Source organism: Shigella sp. FC1544, from assembly GCF_001722145.1.
GTDB classification, from domain to species: domain Bacteria; phylum Pseudomonadota; class Gammaproteobacteria; order Enterobacterales; family Enterobacteriaceae; genus Escherichia; species Escherichia coli.
The window spans coordinates 20,971-39,984 of the sequence record NZ_MECT01000088.1 but is presented as its reverse complement, the minus strand read 5'-3'; the positions used below and the strand labels follow the sequence as shown (position 1 = coordinate 39,984).

Sequence of the window (19,014 nt, the reverse complement as noted above, 5' to 3'; positions counted from 1 at the left end):
TTTCTGGTGCGTACCGGGCTGAGAGGCGGTGTAAGTGAACTGTAGTTGCCATGTTTTACGGCAATGAGAGCAGAGATAGCGCTGATGTCCGGCAGTGCTTTTGCCGTTACGCACCACGCCTTCAGTAGCGGAGCAGGAAGGACATCTGATGGAAATGGAAGCCACGCAAGCACCTTAAAATCACCATCATACACTAAATCAGTAAGTTGGCAGCATTACCGGCACATAGATAAGGGATATACATCCCCAGCATTTTGACAACTTCATCCGGATCACTCTGGAGCACACTAATCGCAAATCCATCATTGAAAGTTGTACCAAAGGTACACCATGAATAGAGGCTAATACTCATGTCTGCCGCAGTCAGTAACACAAATGGTGCGGCAACAAGCAGGCGAAGCGGAAGGGATGATATACGTTTTACAACCAGGATGGTCAGGACGAAGAACAGCAATCGCTGAACCATATGCGCGCCGGAAGAGGCGACTAAGTTCGTAATACCAAAAACAATAACACAAAGATACAACAACCAATGAGATTTAAAACTTCTAGCAAATTTGTTGAATACTGTCATCCAGAAATCCAAGTTCACAACCAATATAAACAATTATCAACAATGTTCAATTTTATATCAGACATGTTTTTCAACTCTGATCCATATCAGACCGAAACACTGTTAGTTTTTTCTTTTTAAATGATGCGGCCATTGCGTTCTCAGTAATTAAATAACATTATCAATGCGTCTCTAAACATTACGCAGAACGTAGCCATCAGTAGTTATACTGACAGGAGCAGGATGGTTTATCGAGAAGTAAACATATCCGTATTCGTACCGGAACTGGAGTTGACACAATAAAGTGCCAATTATGTCAGCAGAAGGGAAAAGTTTATAACTAAGGCGTACCGGCACCATCGTTTCAAGGTACCAGCTACGAGTAAAGCAACTGGACGAGATACAGATACCTGACAACCATTCCTCAGACCAGGACCAAAACGAAAAAAGACGCTTTTCAGCGTCTCTTTTCTGGAATTTGGTACCGAGGACGGGACTTGAACCCGTAAGCCCTATTGGGCACTACCACCTCAAGGTAGCGTGTCTACCAATTCCACCACCTCGGCACGGATACTACTTTTTAGTTCGGGATATCGCTGGTCGGCTTAGCCGGAGCAGCTGGTTGAGTTTGTTCGGTTTTCGCCGGTGCACTCAGATTTTCCCATTCGCTACCTTTATTGGTTTTGTTGCTATTGATGTTACCCAGCACCAGACTGATGATGAAGAATAACGTTGCCAGCAGCGCCGTCATGCGGGTCATGAAGTTACCAGAACCACTTGAACCAAACAGCGTAGCGGAAGCGCCTGCTCCGAAGGAGGCTCCCATATCAGCGCCTTTACCTTGCTGCAGCATGATCAGACCAACAAGGCCAATTGCCACAATAAGGAAAACTACCAAAAGAGCTTCGTACATAATCAACCTGTTCCTTGCGGAGTTGCCGCGTACCAATGCTTCAACCAATAAAGCGGGAGTTTTTAATCTTTCCCACTGAAGCGGGTGTGAATACTAACCAAAGCGAATGACCTTCGCAAGGGCAATTTTATCGCATTGTATCAACTGCGGAAAAAAGCAGCAAAACCGATGTGTTCGCTGAGAAAAAAGGCGACAATCGCCGCCTTTTTAGCCAGTCATTTATCGTTTTAAACGGCTTTTACTGCATCGGCGATGCGGTGTGCAAATTCAGTCACCTGCGCTTCGTCTTCGCCTTCCACCATCACGCGAATTAACGGTTCGGTGCCGGATTTACGCAGCAACACGCGTCCACGGTTGCCCAGCGCAGCTTCAACCTCTGCGGTCACGGCTTTAACTGACTCATGCTCAAGCGGATCGCCGCTACCTGCGGTGTAACGCACGTTAACCAGAATCTGCGGGAACATTTTCATGCCGCTGCAAAGGTCGTGCAGGCTCATATGGTTACGTGCCATCGCCGCCAGCACCTGCAAGCCAGCAACGATGCCGTCACCGGTAGTGGTTTTATCCAGCAGGATCACATGACCGGAATTCTCTGCACCGATACGCCAGCCTTTCTCCTGCATTTTTTCCAGTACGTAGCGGTCACCCACTTTCGCGCGCGCAAATGGAATACCTAACTGTTTCAGCGCCAGCTCAAGCCCCATGTTACTCATCAATGTACCCACAGCACCACCACGCAGCTGGCCCTGACGAAGACCTTCACGCGCGATGATATACATGATCTGATCACCATCGACTTTATTGCCTTCATGGTCAACCATAATCACGCGATCGCCGTCGCCGTCGAAGGCAATACCGAGATCCGCTTTTTCAGCCAGCACACGAGCCTGGAGCGCGCGAACGTCGGTAGCCCCCACTTCGGCATTGATGTTTACACCGTTCGGCTCACAACCGATAGCGATAACGTTCGCCCCCAGTTCACGCAGCACGTTCGGCGCGATGTGATAAGTCGCACCGTTTGCGCAATCCACCACAATCTTCAGTTCGCTGAGGCTAAGTTCGTTCGGGAACGTGGCTTTGCAAAACTCGATATAGCGACCCGCAGCATCAACGATACGGCTGGCTTTACCCAGTTCTGCCGAATCAACACAGCTGATCTCTTTTTCCATTTCCGCTTCGATGGCCTCTTCTACCGCATCCGGTAGTTTGGTGCCGTCGATAGAGAAAAATTTAATGCCATTATCGTAGAACGGGTTATGCGATGCAGATATCACAATTCCGGCCTCTGCGCGGAAGGTACGCGTCAGATAAGCCACGGCCGGTGTTGGCATCGGGCCAGTGAAGAGTGCGGAAAGGCCCGCTGCCGCCAGACCCGCTTCCAGTGCTGACTCCAGCATATAGCCAGAAATACGCGTGTCTTTACCAATAATGATCTTACGGGAGCCGTGGCGCGCCAGCACTTTACCCGCGGCCCAACCCAGCTTAAGCACAAAATCAGGTGTGATCGGCGCATCCCCTACACGACCACGAATCCCATCGGTACCGAAATATTTACGATTACTCATAGCGTTTGTTTTCCTTTGCAGACAGAGTGGCTTCCACCACCCGCATCGCTTCTACGGTTTCTTTGACGTCATGAACACGAATAATGTGCGCGCCTTGCATTGCGGCAATGACCGCACAGGCCAGACTACCGCTCAGGCGCTCGGACGGCCCCACGTTCAGCAGCTGCCCAATCATCGATTTTCGTGACATACCTACCAACAGCGGCAGGTTGAAATGGTGAAATTCAGCCAGGCGCGCCAGTAATGAATAGTTATGGGAGAGATTTTTACCGAAACCGAATCCGGGGTCGAGCAACAATTTCTCTTTTGCGATACCCGCCTGCTCGCAACGTGCTATTTGCTCAATAAAGTAGCGATTCACTTCTGCAAAGACATCGTCATACTTCGGAGCTTCCTGCATGGTTTTTGGATTTCCCTGCATATGCATCAGACAAACCGGTAAACCGGTTTCTGCCGCCGCCTCCAGAGCGCCAGGTTCGGAAAGGGAGCGGATATCGTTAATAATGTGAGCGCCAACTTTCGCTGACTCACGGATGACTTCTGGTTTGGATGTATCTACCGAGAGCCAGACTTCGAAGCGTTGAGCAATTGCCTCAACCACAGGAATAACACGTTGCAACTCTTCTTCAACGCTAACTTCCGCCGCCCCTGGGCGCGTGGACTCGCCACCAACGTCAATGATCGTCGCGCCAGCGTTGATCATCAGATTCGCATGTTTCACCGCATCTATCAGCGTGTTATGCGTGCCACCATCCGAAAAGGAATCAGGCGTGACGTTGAGGATCCCCATTACGTGAGGATGGCTAAGGTCCAGTGAAGTGCCTTGGGCAAAGAGTTTCATGGTGTTATCCCTGGTATGAATTGATAAGAAAAAACCCCGGAGCACGCCCCGGGGTTTTCGGTACAAATACAGTCATCTGATGCGGGAACTTACTTGTCGCCTAACTGCTCTGACATGGTGTTACCCGGGTTCGGCGTACGCGGTTCATCAACCGGACGAGGAGCCTTTGGACTACCATTGTCGCCAGAATTGTTAGAAGTGCCTGGTTCTTCCCAGCCCGCTGGCGGACGTACATCGCGACGTGCCATCAGGTCATCAATCTGCGGTGCGTCGATAGTCTCATATTTCATGAGAGCATCTTTCATCGCATGCAGAATATCCATATTGTCGGTCAGAAGCTGACGCGCACGATTATAGTTACGCTCAATCAGTGCTTTCACTTCCTGGTCGATGATACGTGCAGTTTCATCGGACATATGTTTCGCTTTCGCTACGCTACGGCCGAGGAACACTTCACCTTCTTCTTCCGCGTACAGCAGTGGACCCAATTTCTCAGAGAAGCCCCACTGAGTCACCATGTTACGCGCCAGGTTGGTCGCAACTTTAATATCGTTGGACGCACCGGTAGAAACATGTTCCGGCCCGTAGATGATCTCTTCTGCCAGACGACCACCGTACAGCGTAGAAATCTGGCTTTCCAGTTTCTGACGGCTGGCGCTGATTGCGTCGCCCTCAGGCAAGAAGAAAGTCACACCCAGCGCACGACCGCGTGGGATAATCGTCACTTTGTGCACCGGATCGTGTTCCGGCACCAGGCGACCGATAATCGCATGACCCGCTTCGTGGTAAGCCGTCGATTCTTTCTGCGCTTCCGTCATCACCATGGAGCGACGTTCCGCACCCATCATGATTTTATCTTTCGCTTTTTCGAACTCAATCATCGACACAACGCGTTTGTTGCCACGAGCAGCGAACAGTGCCGCTTCGTTTACCAGGTTCGCCAGGTCAGCACCGGAGAAACTAGGAGTACCACGGGCAATGATTGCCGCGTCGATATCGGGTGCCAATGGTACGCGACGCATGTGAACTTTCAGGATCTGCTCACGACCGCGAACATCTGGCAAGCCAACCACAACCTGACGGTCGAAACGGCCAGGACGCAGCAGGGCCGGGTCAAGAACGTCCGGACGGTTAGTCGCGGCGATAACGATGATACCTTCGTTACCTTCGAAGCCATCCATCTCAACCAGCATCTGGTTCAGAGTCTGTTCACGTTCATCGTGACCACCGCCCAGACCAGCGCCACGCTGGCGGCCTACGGCGTCGATTTCATCGATAAAGATGATGCACGGTGCCGCTTTCTTCGCCTGTTCGAACATGTCACGAACACGGGATGCACCCACACCGACGAACATTTCTACGAAGTCAGAACCGGAGATAGTAAAGAACGGAACTTTCGCTTCGCCTGCAATCGCTTTCGCCAGCAACGTTTTACCGGTACCCGGAGGACCGACCATCAGGACGCCTTTCGGGATCTTACCGCCGAGTTTCTGGAAGCGGCTCGGCTCGCGCAGATACTCTACCAGTTCAGCAACTTCTTCTTTTGCTTCGTCGCAGCCCGCAACGTCAGCAAAGGTCGTTTTGATCTGATCTTCCGTCAGCATGCGCGCTTTGCTCTTACCAAACGACATGGCACCTTTGCCACCGCCGCCCTGCATTTGACGCATGAAGAAGATCCAGACACCAATCAGCAACAGCATCGGGAACCAAGAGATGAAGATAGAAGCCAGCAGGCTTGGTTCTTCAGGCGGTTCACCGACAACCTTGACGTTCTTGGTCAACAGGTTATCCAGTAATTTCGGATCCTGAACCGGAATGTAAGTGGTATAACGGTTACTATCTTTCTTGGTAACGTTGATTTCACGTCCGTTGATACGCGCTTCACGAACCTGGTCGTTATTGACCTCTTGTAGGAAGGTAGAGTAATCCACCTTACGGCCATTAGACTCGCTGGGCCCAAAGCTCTGGAATACTGACATCAGCACAACGGCAATGACCAGCCAGAGTATTAGGTTTTTCGCCATGTCACTCAAGGGATTAACCTCTTATTACAACTGTGTTAAAAACAGCGTCAGGATACTCTATATCCAGCATCTTTCAAACTTTCGTCTGAAATCTCCCGGTTAGGGTTTACGCCCGGTCGCTACAATATACACTTCCCGCGAACGTGCACGAGAAGAGTCCGGCTTACGAACTTTGACCTTCGTAAACAGGGAGCGAATTTCCCTTAGATACTCATCGAAACCTTCGCCCTGGAACACCTTCACTACAAAACTGCCACCTGGCGCTAATACATCACGACACATTTCTAACGCCAGTTCCACCAGATACATGGCACGGGGGATATCCACCGCCGGTGTTCCGCTCATGTTTGGTGCCATATCGGACATGACAACCTGGACTTTGCTGTCGCCAACGCGCTCCAGCAGTGCTTTCATCACCAGTTCATCACGAAAATCGCCCTGAAGAAAGTCCACACCAACGATAGGATCCATAGGTAAAAGATCGCAAGCGATGATGCGGCCTTTGCCGCCAATTTGGGTGACCACATATTGTGACCAACCACCCGGAGCAGCACCAAGGTCGACAACCGTCATTCCCGGTTTAAAGAGTTTGTCACTTTGCTGTATTTCATCAAGTTTAAACCAGGCACGGGAACGTAACCCCTTTTTCTGTGCCTGTTGAACATATTTATCGCTAAAGTGTTCCTGAAGCCAGCGGCTGGAGCTGGCAGAACGCTTCTTACCTGTCATTTAACTTTCCCATGGGGATAACTCATCGTAACCAATTGCGTAAATTTTTACGCGCCTATTTGGTGATATATGGGAGATGGCGGTAGAATGACCCGTTTTCAATCCCAACGTAAGCAAAAAATACGATGAATCTGAGTACTAAACAAAAACAGCACCTGAAAGGTCTGGCACATCCGCTCAAGCCAGTTGTTCTGCTTGGCAGTAATGGTTTGACCGAAGGGGTGCTGGCCGAGATTGAACAAGCGTTAGAGCACCATGAACTCATCAAGGTGAAAATCGCCACCGAAGATCGCGAAACAAAAACCTTGATCGTGGAAGCTATCGTGCGCGAAACCGGCGCCTGTAATGTACAGGTCATCGGTAAAACGCTGGTGCTTTATCGCCCAACTAAAGAACGTAAAATCTCGCTGCCACGCTAAGATTATCCTAAAGTTACACACATTTGCTGTGTAAAACGAGGGGTTTTCCGCAGGCAGGAGAGCAAAATGCCACGCTCTGTTCGTTGATAAAAGGCCGCATAGCGGCCTTTTTCCTTTCTTTACAATACATCAACATCTTGATGTATTGGGTAATTCTTACAGGTATTCCACCTTAATTACTTCAAATTCTACTTCGCCGCCCGGCGTTTTGATGACCACAACATCATCTTCTTCTTTGCCGATCAGGCCACGAGCAATAGGCGAGTTTACAGAAATCAGGTTTTGTTTAAAGTCAGCTTCGTCATCGCCAACGATGCGATAAGTCTGTTCTTCGTCAGAATCCAGATTCAGCACCGTTACGGTAGCACCAAAAATAACGCGCCCATTGTTGGGCATTTTGGTGACATCAATCACCTGCGCGTTCGACAGCTTGGCTTCGATGTCTTTAATACGGCCTTCGCAGAAACCCTGCTGTTCACGAGCTGCGTGGTATTCGGCGTTTTCTTTCAGGTCGCCATGCTCACGCGCTTCCGCGATAGCAGCAATGATTTCAGGACGGCGCACAGATTTCAGAAAATCCAGCTCTTCGCGTAATTTTTCAGCGCCGCGTAAGGTCATCGGAATAGTTTGCATTTGTTATACCTCTTGAATATTCCTGATGGGGCAAGTCTTCACCCACCCCGGCTGTTCGGCCTGCCCGGCATAACTCCTCACCGGGACCAGAAGCAAAAAAATACCGACCCGGGTACAAGTCCTAGGTCAGCTACAATTCACATTTTGATAGTCATTTTACCCTGAAGTTCCCGAAGGGTCATCGTTTACTTTATAGGGCGTTGCGCCGTAGTATGACGGCTCGATTCCAGGTTGTTAGCGCGAGATTATGCGATTTTCCAGATTTATCATCGGATTGACCAGCTGTATAGCGTTCAGTGTTCAGGCCGCGAATGTTGATGAGTACGTTACTCAACTCCCCGCTGGTGCCAACCTTGCCCTGATGGTGCAAAAAGTCGGCGCGTCGGCCCCCGCTATTGATTACCACAGTCAGCAGATGGCGCTGCCCGCCAGTACGCAGAAAGTGATTACTGCGCTGGCGGCGTTGATTCAACTCGGCCCCGATTTTCGTTTCACCACGACGCTTGAAACCAAAGGCAATGTGGAAAACGGCGTACTTAAGGGTGACTTAGTGGCGCGATTTGGTGCCGATCCGACGTTAAAACGTCAGGATATTCGCAATATGGTCGCGACTTTGAAAAAATCTGGCGTCAACCAAATCGATGGCAATGTGTTGATAGATACCTCCATTTTCGCCAGCCACGATAAAGCCCCCGGCTGGCCATGGAATGACATGACACAATGCTTTAGCGCTCCGCCTGCCGCTGCCATAGTTGACCGCAACTGTTTCTCCGTCTCGCTCTACAGTGCCCCAAAACCTGGTGATATGGCTTTTATACGCGTGGCATCTTATTACCCCGTTACGATGTTCAGCCAGGTACGCACCCTCCCCCGAGGTTCTGCCGAAGCGCAATACTGCGAACTGGATGTCGTACCAGGCGACCTGAACCGCTTTACGCTGACGGGATGCCTGCCACAACGTTCTGAGCCGCTCCCGTTGGCTTTTGCCGTGCAGGATGGAGCCAGCTATGCCGGGGCAATTCTGAAAGATGAGTTAAAACAGGCAGGTATCACCTGGAGCGGAACACTGCTGCGCCAGACTCAGGTTAACGAACCTGGAACGGTAGTTGCCAGTAAACAGTCGGCCCCGTTGCACGATCTGCTTAAGATTATGCTGAAAAAGTCGGACAACATGATCGCCGATACGGTTTTCCGCATGATAGGCCATGCGCGCTTCAATGTGCCTGGAACATGGCGGGCCGGGTCGGACGCCGTGCGTCAGATCCTGCGCCAGCAAGCCGGTGTCGATATTGGAAACACCATTATTGCCGATGGTTCAGGGCTTTCGCGGCATAACCTGATTGCCCCCGCCACCATGATGCAGGTGTTGCAATACATTGCCCAACACGACAATGAACTTAACTTTATCTCCATGCTGCCGCTGGCGGGCTATGATGGCTCTTTGCAGTACCGTGCAGGTCTGCATCAGGCGGGCGTGGATGGAAAAGTCTCAGCGAAAACCGGTTCGTTGCAGGGGGTATATAACCTGGCGGGATTCATTACCACAGCGAGCGGGCAACGAATGGCGTTTGTACAATATCTTTCTGGCTATGCAGTAGAACCGGCGGATCAGCGTAATCGCCGTATTCCGTTAGTGCGTTTTGAAAGCCGTTTGTATAAAGATATTTATCAGAACAATTAGTCAAAAAGAAACCCCGGCACATGGCCGGGGTTTTGCTGATTAACGCTTGTAAATGAACTCAACGCCTTCTTCGTCGTCTTCGTCCCAGTCATCATCCCAGTCCTCATCATCCTCTTCAGCAATCTCTTCAAGCTGCTGGCGATGATAATCATCCCACATGAATTCGACTTTCTCTGGCTGTTTCGCTTCTTCAGCCTGCACGACCGGGTTTTCAATGATAAAGGTCATCACATCCCAGCAGAGATCTTTCACGCCCAGTCCACTCGCCGCAGAGATCAGATAATATTTATCTTCCCAGCCCAGCGCTTCAGCAATCGCTTTCGCTTTCTCTTCAGCTTCTGCCTTATCCAGCAGATCGATCTTATTGAACACTAACCAACGCGGTTTCGCCGCCAGATCCTGGCTGTATTTTTCCAGCTCGCTGATAATAATACGCGCGTTTTCAACCGGATCGGTGCCGTCAATCGGATCGATATCGATGAGGTGCAACAGGACGCGGCAACGTTCCAGGTGCTTCAGGAAGCGGATACCCAGACCTGCGCCTTCCGCAGCGCCTTCAATCAGTCCTGGAATATCGGCAACAACGAAGCTCTTTTCGTTGTCCATTCGTACCACACCCAGACTTGGCACCAGAGTGGTAAACGGATAATCCGCCACTTTCGGTTTAGCCGCCGATACCGCGCGAATAAAGGTCGATTTACCCGCGTTTGGCATCCCCAACATACCGACGTCAGCCAGCAGCATCAGCTCCAGCAGCAGCTCACGCTTATCACCCGGCGTACCGTTGGTTTTCTGCCGTGGTGTACGGTTAACGGACGATTTGAAACGGGTATTGCCCAGACCGTGCCAGCCGCCCTTAGCAACCAGCAGACGCTGACCGTGTTTAGTCATATCGCCCATGGTTTCACCAGTACCCTGGTCGATTACACGCGTACCTACCGGCACTTTAATCGTCACGTCTTTACCGCGCTTACCGGTACAATCGCGGCTTGCGCCGTTCTGACCGCGCTCTGCACGGAAAGATTTTTCAAAACGATAATCGATAAGCGTGTTCAGGTTTTCGTCGGCTTCTATCCATACGTCACCACCATCACCACCGTCGCCGCCATCCGGGCCGCCTTTCGGAATATACTTTTCGCGGCGGAAGCTCACGCAACCATTACCGCCATCACCTGCAACGACCAGAATCGATGCTTCATCAACAAACTTCATTTTATTCTCCGTAAATCATTCGCCTGCGCGGGGTTGCGATACCACCGTTGTATGCTTACGTAATCCGCCCCAAATACGATGACCAATGGCGGAATACATCGCGCCCGCAACCACGACAAACGCACCGAGATAACCTAAAAGGTTTAACATCGGTCTGGCGAAGAAATCGGGCCAGGCCAGTGATAAAAGATCTGAAAAAAACAGCGTAAACAGTGGGGTGAGCGTGATGATCGCGCTCACCTGCGCTGCCTGCCAGCGAGCCATCGCTTCCGCCAGGGCGCCATATCCTACCAATGTATTCAGTCCGCAAAAAATTAAACATGCGAGCTGCCAGTGGCTAAGCTGCGCTATCACTCCTGGCTTTGCCAGAGGGAAGAGCGCAATTGTACATAAACTGTACAGCAAAAACAGGATCTGCGGTGAGGCCAGCCGACGCAATAAAACCTTTTGCGCCACGCCATAACTCACCCAAACCGTCGCCGCACCGACCCCAAAGATGACTCCCCAGGTGTAATCAGTGAGCTTTGTAAATATCTCGACCAGACTGGTGTTAAAAAACATCACCAGGCCGCTCAGGAGCATCAATGCCCCTACAACCTGAGTGCTGCGCATTTTCTCTTTCAGGATAAATACGCTGGCAACCATCATGCCAACTGGCGAGAGTTGCCCAATCACCTGCGAAGCGGTCGGACTCAGGTATTGCAAGGATGCGCTGAACAGGATGAAGTTCCCAAACAGCCCGGCGGTCGCCACTGCCAACAAAATCAACCAGCGTGGCTTACGAAACACGCGTAATGGCGGCAACCTCTTCTTCACCGCAAGAATGGCACCCAGGCCAATACTCGCCATCAAGAAACGGTAAAACACGATTGTCGGAGGTTCCATCACCTCCAGCACCTGCTTCATTGCGATTGGCAACGCCCCCCAGCAAATTGCTGTGGTGAGCGCCAAAAGAATGCCAATGCCTGCCTGCTGCTTCATACCGTATTCCCTGCAAAGCGCATTTGCGGATTAACGTCGCACCATGCTCATTTTTACCGGTTATCGAATGTAAAAAGCCCCGCAACGTGTTGCGGGGCTTTCATCCGTTACCGGGACGCGAAAAACTTATTCAGCTTCGATGCTGATAAATTTACGGTTTTTCGGGCCTTTAACTTCGAATTTCACTTTACCGTCTGCTTTAGCAAACAGAGTGTGGTCACGACCGCAACCCACGTTAGCGCCAGCGTGGAATTTGGTACCACGTTGACGAACGATGATGCTACCCGCCAGAACGGATTCGCCACCGAAACGCTTAACGCCCAGGCGTTTAGCTTCTGAATCGCGACCGTTACGTGTGGAGCCGCCAGCCTTTTTATGTGCCATTTGAAATCTCTCCTCAGGTCTTAGGCGCTGATGCCAGTAATTTTCACATCAGTGAACCACTGACGATGGCCCTGCTGCTTACGATAGTGTTTACGACGACGAAACTTAACGATTTTAACTTTCTCGCCACGACCGTGAGCAACAACTTCAGCTTTGATTACGCCGCCATCAACGAAAGGAACGCCGATTTTGACTTCTTCACCGTTTGCGATCATCAGCACTTCAGCGAACTCAACAGTTTCGCCAGTTGCGATGTCCAGCTTTTCCAGGCGAACGGTCTGACCTTCGCTTACTCGGTGTTGTTTACCACCACTTTGGAAAACCGCGTACATATAAAACTCCGCTTCCGCGCACACCTTTTCAATGATTCAGAGTGCGCTATAAATATTCACAATAGGGCGCGAATATTACGCAAAACGCACGCCTTTGACAAGTGCTACAGTCAATATACGAAGAAAAAAAACACAACTTGTACGGTAACGTTTATCTGTGCCATTTTTTCAGTACAATCACCCTATATTCCTAACCATAAACCCTAAGTTGCTTTTGTTCACAGTAAGGTAATCGGGGCGAGAAGCCCGGCTTTTGCGATGAATTTAGAAAAAATCAATGAGTTAACCGCGCAAGATATGGCGGGTGTTAATGCGGCAATCCTTGAGCAGCTTAATTCCGACGTCCAACTGATCAATCAGTTAGGCTATTACATCGTCAGCGGCGGCGGTAAACGTATTCGTCCGATGATTGCTGTACTGGCTGCACGAGCTGTTGGCTATGAGGGAAATGCGCATGTCACCATTGCTGCCCTGATCGAGTTTATCCACACGGCGACTCTGCTACACGACGACGTTGTGGATGAATCAGATATGCGCAGGGGTAAAGCTACCGCCAACGCTGCATTTGGCAATGCCGCCAGCGTGCTGGTAGGCGATTTTATTTATACCCGCGCGTTCCAGATGATGACCAGCCTCGGTTCACTCAAAGTGCTGGAAGTCATGTCAGAAGCTGTAAACGTCATCGCAGAAGGTGAAGTTCTGCAACTGATGAACGTTAACGATCCGGACATCACTGAAGAAAACTACATGCGCGTTATCTATAGCAAAACCGCGCGTCTGTTTGAGGCTGCCGCGCAGTGTTCCGGGATTCTGGCTGGCTGTACGCCGGAGGAGGAGAAAGGCCTGCAGGATTATGGGCGCTATCTCGGCACTGCTTTCCAGTTGATCGACGATTTACTCGATTACAATGCCGATGGCGAACAGTTAGGTAAAAACGTCGGCGACGATCTGAACGAAGGTAAACCGACGCTGCCGCTGCTGCATGCGATGCATCATGGCACACCAGAACAGGCACAGATGATCCGTACCGCCATCGAACAGGGTAACGGTCGCCATCTTCTGGAACCGGTTCTGGAAGCAATGAACGCTTGTGGATCTCTTGAATGGACGCGTCAGCGCGCCGAGGAAGAAGCAGACAAAGCCATCGCAGCGTTACAGGTGCTCCCGGACACCCCTTGGCGAGAAGCACTCATCGGCCTCGCGCACATCGCTGTTCAACGCGATCGTTAATCCCCTCCCTTCATCCCGCGCAGTGCGTGGGATGATTCCAGTAAATTCCATAAAAACACTAATTCAGCGCTATACACCTGAAAAAAAGGGCGATGAATCTTTATATATTCTGAACATTCACACTCTTTACAGGAACTTTTTAGAGCAATAGGCCATCAGGAGTATAGTGATGCCCGACAGAAGAAGTGTTCTGAATGAAAGCGACTAACTTAAGGAGTGAGGAAAGATGGAAAGTAATTTCATTGACTGGCATCCCCCTGACATCATTGCAGGTTTGCGCAAGAAAGGAACGTCAATGGCGGCGGAATCTCGCAGAAATGGTTTGAGTTCCTCAACGCTGGCAAACGCATTATCGCGCCCATGGCCGAAAGGAGAGATGATTATTGCGAAAGCCCTGGGAACTGACCCCTGGGTTATCTGGCCATCACGCTACCATGATCCGCAGACCCATGAGTTTATCGACAGAACGCAGTTGATGCGTAGCTACACTAAACCGAAAAAATGAGTGGTCTGGCGGTAGCCCCGCGAACGGGGCTGCCAGCTCTCAGACGATTACTCGCCTTTCACACGCTTAATATTTGCACCTAAAGCGCGCAGTTTGTCTTCAATGCGTTCGTAGCCACGATCGATGTGATAAATACGATCAACCACCGTCGTCCCTTCCGCAATACAGCCAGCCAGCACCAGGCTTGCTGATGCACGCAGATCGGTTGCCATAACCTGTGCACCAGAAAGTTTTTCAACACCATGACAAATAACGGTATTGCTTTCGATTTCGGCATGCGCGCCCATACGGCTAAGCTCCGGCACATGCATAAAGCGGTTTTCAAAGACCGTTTCGGTGATGAATCCGGTCCCTTCTGCCACCAGGTTCAACAGCGTGAACTGGGCCTGCATATCGGTCGGGAATGCCGGATGCGGCGCGGTACGTACGTTAACAGCCTTCGGACGTTTGCCATGCATATCCAGGCTAATCCAGTCTTCGCCGACTTCGATGTCCGCTCCAGCGTCACGCAGTTTCGCCAGCACGGCGTCGAGAGTATCTGGCTGCGCGTTACGGCAGATAATTTTGCCGCGAGAAATCGCCGCCGCCACCAGGAAAGTACCGGTTTCGATACGATCCGGTAGCACGCGATAGACACCGCCGCCTAAACGTTCCACACCTTCGATGACGATACGATCGGTGCCCTGACCGCTAATTTTCGCACCCAGCGTAATCAGGAAGTTCGCGGTATCGACGATTTCCGGTTCACGCGCTGCGTTTTCAATAATCGTGGTACCTTCCGCCAGGGTTGCAGCACACATGATGGTCACCGTTGCGCCAACGCTGACTTTATCCATCACGATATGTGCGCCTTTCAGACGACCATCGACGGAAGCTTTAACGTAACCTTCTTCCAGTTTGATGGTCGCGCCTAATTGTTCGAGGCCAGAAATGTGTAGATCAACCGGACGCGCACCGATCGTACAACCGCCAGGCAGTGAAACTTGCCCCTGACCAAAGCGCGCTACCAGCGGCCCCAGTGCCCAGATAGAAGCACGCATGGTTTTAACCAGATCGTAAGGTGCGCAGAATACATTAACGTCGCGGGCATCAATATGCACAGAACCATTACGTTCTACTTTCGCACCCAGCTGACTTAGCAGCTTCATTGATGTATCGACGTCTTTCAGTTTCGGGACGTTCTGGATCTCTACCGGTTCTTCCGCCAGTAGAGCGGCAAAAAGGATAGGCAGAGCAGCATTTTTAGCGCCGGAAATTGTGACTTCGCCCTGGAGCTTCGTTGGCCCCTGAACACGAAATTTATCCATTTAGTTTGTTCTCAGTTAACAATTCATATCCGCTACCGGCGAATCGCCCATAGCTCAAAAGCCGTTCAGTTTGCGATCGCGCGCCCACTCCGCAGGGGTATACGCTTTGATCGACACAGCATGAATGCGGTTATCCGCAATATATTCCATCAGCGGGCCATAGACCGTCTGCTGTTTTTTAACCCGACTCATGCCGTCAAACAACTCACCCACGGCAATAACCTGAAAGTGGCTGCCATCGCCGGAAACGTGGACTTCCTGGAGGGAGAGAGCGTTCATCAACACGCTCTGAATTTCATTATTTTCCATGGGATCTTCAATCATCAGTTAATAAACCAGCGAAACATCTTAGAGCAAAGTTGCGCTGGCATAAATAAGCAAAAAGCCTCGCTGATAAATCAGACAAGGCTCGACTTGCAGGCAGGTTTGCCGGACAGGCGGTTAACGCCATATCCGGCCTGAAAAAATTTAACGAGGCAGAACATCAGCAGGCAAATTATACAATTTCGCCAGGGTATACACTTTGTCGTTTACCCCCTGAAGCGTCACATTGTTGCCCTGCTTTTTCGCCAGATCGATAAGATGGAGCAGCAGTGCCAGTCCCCCCGTATCCACGCGGGACACACGGCTAAGATCGATGCAGGTAATCCCCTTCACCGCTTCCTCACGCATTTCCCAAAGCGGTAGCAAAACGTCCTGATCCAGCTCTCCGGATAACGCCAGCGTGTCACCCGTCTGCATCCAGCTCAGTGACTCGCTCATTATTTTTTCTCTTCCAGAGTGATTTTCTGTTGAGAAATCGATTTCAGTTGCGCAGTCAGGCCGTCGATACCTTTGGTACGCAGCAGCGTTCCCCACTCGTTTTGTTTGGTGGTGATCATACTGACGCCTTCAGCAATCATGTCGTAAGCCTGCCAGTTGCCCGTCTGGGAGTTTTTACGCCACTGGAAGTCCAGACGCACCGGCGGGCGGCCATTCGGATCAATAATGGTAACGCGAATCGGCACAATGGTTTTATCGCCCAGCGGCTGTTCTGGCGCAATCTGATAGGTTTGACCGTGATACATCGCCAGCGCCTGACCGTAAGCCTGCTTCAGGTACTCACGGAAAGCGGCAAAGTAGGCTTCACGTTGAGCAGGGGTCGCACTCTTGTAATACTGGCCCAGCACCAGCGCACCGGCGTATTTCACCTGTACGTATGGCAGCAGTTCCTGATCAACAATGGTACGCAGATAATCCGGGTTGGCCCGAATTTGCGGTTGCTCATTCTTCAGGCGATCGAACGTTTTCTGCGCCGCCTCGTCCATCAGCTTATAAGGATTGGTCTGGTCTGCCGCGGTTGCCGCACTCAGCGGTGCAATCACCAGCAAAGCGACCATCATTAAACGTTTAAACATGCGTCGGTTCTCCTGAAATTATTTCGTTGTACCCACAGGTTCAGTGGTTTCATTATTACCTGGCGCAGCAGCTGGCGCATCGCCACTATTCTTATTGTCATCGCCTTTACTACCGTAAAGGAACTGACCAATGAGATCTTCCAGCACCATCGCAGACTTAGTGTCCTGAATTGTATCGCCATCCTTCAGGATAGCAGTCCCCAGTTCCGGGTCTTCAAAACCGACGTTTAATGCCAGATATTGTTCCCCCAGCAGGCCGGAAGTACGAATGCTCAGCGAACTGGTATCTGGAATGTGGTTATAACGTTGTTCAATTTCCAGCGTTACGCGTGGCAGATAGGTTTTCGGGTCCAGCGTAATATCCGCCACCCGGCCCACAACAACGCCACCAATACTGACCGGAGAGCGCGCTTTCAGGCCGCCAATGTTATCGAACGTCGCATAAAGCGTGTAGGTCGGTTCAGTACGTATGGACGTCACGTTCGCCGCCTTCAGGCAAACAAACAGAGCCGCCAGCAGTGCTGCTAATAAAAAGATACCCACCCAAATTTCATTTTTTTTCGTTTGCATGAACTCAATTCCCAAACATCAATGCGGTCAGCACAAAATCCAGCCCCAGAACAGCCAGAGACGAGTGGACAACGGTGCGAGTGGTTGCCCGGCTAATCCCGGCAGACGTCGGGATGGCGTCGTAGCCGTTAAACAACGAAATCCACGTCACCGTGATGGCGAACACCACGCTCTTAATCAGACAGTTGACCAGATCCATACGCCAGTCGACGGCATTTTGCATTGCCGACCAGAAGAACCCGCTATCAATGCCTTTCCAACTGACGCCGACCAGAGATCCGCCCCAGATCCCCACGGCGACGAAAATAACCGTCAACAGTGGTAATGAAATAACCCCAGCCCAGAAACGGGGAGAAATAACCCGACGCAGCGGATCCACCGCCATCATCTCCATACTGGAGAGTTGCTCTGTAGCGCGCATCAGGCCGATTTCTGCGGTTAGCGCCGAACCAGCACGCCCGGCAAACAACAACGCGGCAACCACCGGCCCCAGTTCACGCAGTAGCGATAACGCCACCAGCATACCCAGACTGGTTTCCGCACTATAAGTGGTCAGAACCAGATAACCTTGCAGCCCCAACACCATTCCGATGAACACGCCAGAAACCACAATAATCAGCATCGACAGGACGCCGACATTATAGAGCTGGCGCACCAGCAGCGGCGCATGTTTGCGAAATTCCGGTTTGCCGACCAGCGCATTGAATAACATTAACCCGGCCCGCCCGAACGTTCTCAGGGTTTTAATCCCTTTATGTCCGAGCGACGCCAGCGCATTTAACAGCATGAGTGGCTTAACTCCCTGGTAAAAGATCAGCGTGATAATCGCCGGCAGGATAGCGGAACGGAACAGGCCCGTCAGCTATCCCGTCCAGAAACTGACGTACGCGCGGATCAGGATTCGCCTGCAACGCCTGGGCACTGCCATGAGCGACAATTTTTTTGTCCGCCAGGATCCAGGCGTGATCCGCAATACTTAACACTTCCGGCACATCGTGAGAAACCACCACACAAGTCACGCCCAGCGCGCTGTTCAGCTCAGAAATCAGCTTCACCAGTACGCCCATGGTGATGGGATCTTGCCCAACAAAAGGTTCATCAAACATGATGAGATCCGGCTCCAGCGCAATCGCACGCGCCAGCGCTGCACGCCGCGCCATCCCACCGGAAAGTTCAGAAGGCATTAGTTTAGCCGCTCCACGCAGCCCCACGGCCTCCAGCTTCATCATCACCGTACTATGCAACAATGGCGCGGGAAGTTGGGTATGTTCGCGCAGTGGATAGGCGACGTTGTCAAATACGTTCATATCAGTGAACAACGCCCCGGACTGAAATAACATGCTCATCCGTTTGCGCACTGTATACAGGCGCGAACGAGACATCGCCGGAATATTCTCACCATCGAAAAGGATCTCACCATGATCTGGTGCGATTTGCCCGCCAATCAGACGGAGTAGCGTCGTTTTACCGATGCCCGATGGCCCCATGATCGCCGTGATCTTCCCTCGCGGCACGGTCAGGGAAATATTATCGAAGATGCAGCGATTGCCACGCGTAAAACTGACATCGCGCATATCGACTAAATTCGCCACAGACTGCTCCATAATTCACCCTTCGTCTTGCGTTGATTTTCTAAGCATGGCGCTCAATTTAACCTTGAACCCAACATATTTACAGAATATTACCCGCCGTGGTTAGCGAAAGCTGGCATTTGTTTTACTTTTTAGCCGCATAAAGT

Annotated in this window: 22 protein-coding genes, 1 tRNA gene and 1 pseudogene; 4 read left to right on the top strand and 20 right to left on the bottom strand. The window is 51.2% G+C overall.

Annotated elements, in window-relative coordinates; translation table 11 throughout:
- The 8 genes and pseudogenes from BGK49_RS25660 to rlmE form a co-directional block, all read right to left on the bottom strand.
- A partial coding sequence (locus tag BGK49_RS25660; protein WP_047664789.1) for an IS1 family transposase occupies positions 1 to 165 on the bottom strand: 165 nt, incomplete at its 3' end.
- A gap of 34 nt (positions 166 to 199) precedes the next feature.
- Positions 200 to 574: pseudogene (locus BGK49_RS06460) on the bottom strand (phosphoethanolamine transferase); the annotation flags it as partial.
- Between the two features lie 458 nt (positions 575 to 1,032).
- Positions 1,033 to 1,119: transfer RNA gene (locus BGK49_RS06455), tRNA-Leu, on the bottom strand.
- A gap of 14 nt (positions 1,120 to 1,133) precedes the next feature.
- Entirely contained in the window at positions 1,134 to 1,466 is a 333-nt protein-coding gene (secG, locus tag BGK49_RS06450; protein WP_001295556.1) for a preprotein translocase subunit SecG, read from the bottom strand.
- A 227-nt stretch (positions 1,467 to 1,693) separates the two neighbouring features.
- Positions 1,694 to 3,031 (bottom strand): phosphoglucosamine mutase, encoded by a 1,338-nt coding sequence (gene glmM, locus BGK49_RS06445; protein WP_000071134.1) that lies wholly within the window; start codon positions 3,029 to 3,031, stop codon positions 1,694 to 1,696.
- Positions 3,024 to 3,872 (bottom strand): dihydropteroate synthase, encoded by an 849-nt coding sequence (gene folP, locus BGK49_RS06440; RefSeq protein ID WP_069375710.1) that lies wholly within the window; start codon positions 3,870 to 3,872, stop codon positions 3,024 to 3,026. Before folP ends, glmM begins: the two co-directional genes overlap by 8 nt.
- Before the next feature lie 89 nt (positions 3,873 to 3,961).
- Positions 3,962 to 5,896 carry an ATP-dependent zinc metalloprotease FtsH gene (gene ftsH / locus BGK49_RS06435; RefSeq protein ID WP_001107476.1) on the bottom strand — a complete coding sequence of 645 codons (1,935 nt, stop codon included), beginning with the start codon at positions 5,894 to 5,896 and terminating at the stop codon, positions 3,962 to 3,964.
- Positions 5,897 to 5,995: 99 nt separating this feature from the next.
- The gene (rlmE, locus tag BGK49_RS06430) at positions 5,996 to 6,625 is read right to left on the bottom strand and encodes a 23S rRNA (uridine(2552)-2'-O)-methyltransferase RlmE (RefSeq protein WP_000145975.1); all 630 of its coding nucleotides are present in this window, start codon (positions 6,623 to 6,625) and stop codon (positions 5,996 to 5,998) included.
- A gap of 125 nt (positions 6,626 to 6,750) precedes the next feature.
- On the opposite strand from rlmE, the gene yhbY reads away from it, so the two are divergent.
- Complete coding sequence (yhbY, locus tag BGK49_RS06425) at positions 6,751 to 7,044, top strand: ribosome assembly RNA-binding protein YhbY (protein ID WP_001054420.1); 294 nt, start codon at positions 6,751 to 6,753, stop codon at positions 7,042 to 7,044.
- Between the two features lie 156 nt (positions 7,045 to 7,200).
- Here yhbY and greA read toward each other — a convergent pair whose 3' ends face one another.
- Positions 7,201 to 7,677 (bottom strand): transcription elongation factor GreA, encoded by a 477-nt coding sequence (gene greA, locus BGK49_RS06420; RefSeq protein WP_001193478.1) that lies wholly within the window; start codon positions 7,675 to 7,677, stop codon positions 7,201 to 7,203.
- Between the two features lie 247 nt (positions 7,678 to 7,924).
- Between greA and dacB the strand changes: the two genes are divergently transcribed.
- Positions 7,925 to 9,358 carry a serine-type D-Ala-D-Ala carboxypeptidase gene (gene dacB / locus BGK49_RS06415; protein ID WP_001212655.1) on the top strand — a complete coding sequence of 478 codons (1,434 nt, stop codon included), beginning with the start codon at positions 7,925 to 7,927 and terminating at the stop codon, positions 9,356 to 9,358.
- Positions 9,359 to 9,397: 39 nt separating this feature from the next.
- Here the strand turns inward: dacB and cgtA are convergent, their stop codons facing one another.
- From cgtA to rplU, 4 genes are all read right to left on the bottom strand, one after another.
- The gene (gene cgtA / locus BGK49_RS06410) at positions 9,398 to 10,570 is read right to left on the bottom strand and encodes an Obg family GTPase CgtA (protein ID WP_000673544.1); all 1,173 of its coding nucleotides are present in this window, start codon (positions 10,568 to 10,570) and stop codon (positions 9,398 to 9,400) included.
- Positions 10,571 to 10,585: 15 nt separating this feature from the next.
- Positions 10,586 to 11,551, bottom strand: a complete 966-nt coding sequence (locus tag BGK49_RS06405) for a DMT family transporter (RefSeq protein WP_000813019.1) — start codon at positions 11,549 to 11,551, stop codon at positions 10,586 to 10,588.
- A 126-nt stretch (positions 11,552 to 11,677) separates the two neighbouring features.
- Complete coding sequence (rpmA, locus tag BGK49_RS06400) at positions 11,678 to 11,935, bottom strand: 50S ribosomal protein L27 (RefSeq protein WP_000940595.1); 258 nt, start codon at positions 11,933 to 11,935, stop codon at positions 11,678 to 11,680.
- A 20-nt stretch (positions 11,936 to 11,955) separates the two neighbouring features.
- Positions 11,956 to 12,267 (bottom strand): 50S ribosomal protein L21, encoded by a 312-nt coding sequence (gene rplU, locus BGK49_RS06395; protein ID WP_000271401.1) that lies wholly within the window; start codon positions 12,265 to 12,267, stop codon positions 11,956 to 11,958.
- A gap of 258 nt (positions 12,268 to 12,525) precedes the next feature.
- On the opposite strand from rplU, the gene ispB reads away from it, so the two are divergent.
- Entirely contained in the window at positions 12,526 to 13,497 is a 972-nt protein-coding gene (ispB, locus tag BGK49_RS06390) for an octaprenyl diphosphate synthase (RefSeq protein WP_001047336.1), read from the top strand.
- Positions 13,498 to 13,723: 226 nt separating this feature from the next.
- On the top strand, positions 13,724 to 14,002 hold the full coding sequence (sfsB, locus tag BGK49_RS06385; protein WP_000445420.1) for a DNA-binding transcriptional regulator SfsB: 279 nt from the start codon (positions 13,724 to 13,726) through the stop codon (positions 14,000 to 14,002).
- Between the two features lie 47 nt (positions 14,003 to 14,049).
- Here the strand turns inward: sfsB and murA are convergent, their stop codons facing one another.
- The 7 genes from murA to mlaF all read right to left on the bottom strand — a co-directional run bounded on the left by murA (position 14,050) and on the right by mlaF (position 18,880).
- Positions 14,050 to 15,309 carry a UDP-N-acetylglucosamine 1-carboxyvinyltransferase gene (gene murA, locus BGK49_RS06380; RefSeq protein WP_000357260.1) on the bottom strand — a complete coding sequence of 420 codons (1,260 nt, stop codon included), beginning with the start codon at positions 15,307 to 15,309 and terminating at the stop codon, positions 14,050 to 14,052.
- A 54-nt stretch (positions 15,310 to 15,363) separates the two neighbouring features.
- Positions 15,364 to 15,618 (bottom strand): BolA family iron metabolism protein IbaG, encoded by a 255-nt coding sequence (ibaG, locus tag BGK49_RS06375; RefSeq protein ID WP_000429656.1) that lies wholly within the window; start codon positions 15,616 to 15,618, stop codon positions 15,364 to 15,366.
- A 159-nt stretch (positions 15,619 to 15,777) separates the two neighbouring features.
- Positions 15,778 to 16,071, bottom strand: coding sequence for a lipid asymmetry maintenance protein MlaB (mlaB, locus tag BGK49_RS06370; RefSeq protein WP_000004488.1), 294 nt, complete (start codon positions 16,069 to 16,071; stop codon positions 15,778 to 15,780).
- Positions 16,071 to 16,706, bottom strand: coding sequence for a phospholipid-binding protein MlaC (gene mlaC / locus BGK49_RS06365; RefSeq protein ID WP_000476487.1), 636 nt, complete (start codon positions 16,704 to 16,706; stop codon positions 16,071 to 16,073). Before mlaC ends, mlaB begins: the two co-directional genes overlap by 1 nt.
- Positions 16,707 to 16,724: 18 nt before the next feature.
- Positions 16,725 to 17,276, bottom strand: coding sequence for an outer membrane lipid asymmetry maintenance protein MlaD (gene mlaD, locus BGK49_RS06360; protein ID WP_001296448.1), 552 nt, complete (start codon positions 17,274 to 17,276; stop codon positions 16,725 to 16,727).
- A 4-nt stretch (positions 17,277 to 17,280) separates the two neighbouring features.
- Complete coding sequence (gene mlaE, locus BGK49_RS06355; RefSeq protein WP_000925795.1) at positions 17,281 to 18,063, bottom strand: lipid asymmetry maintenance ABC transporter permease subunit MlaE; 783 nt, start codon at positions 18,061 to 18,063, stop codon at positions 17,281 to 17,283.
- Positions 18,064 to 18,070: 7 nt separating this feature from the next.
- A complete protein-coding gene (mlaF, locus tag BGK49_RS06350; protein WP_000438245.1) occupies positions 18,071 to 18,880 on the bottom strand; it encodes a phospholipid ABC transporter ATP-binding protein MlaF in 810 nt (269 codons plus the stop codon).
- Between the last annotated feature and the right edge of the window lie 134 nt (positions 18,881 to 19,014).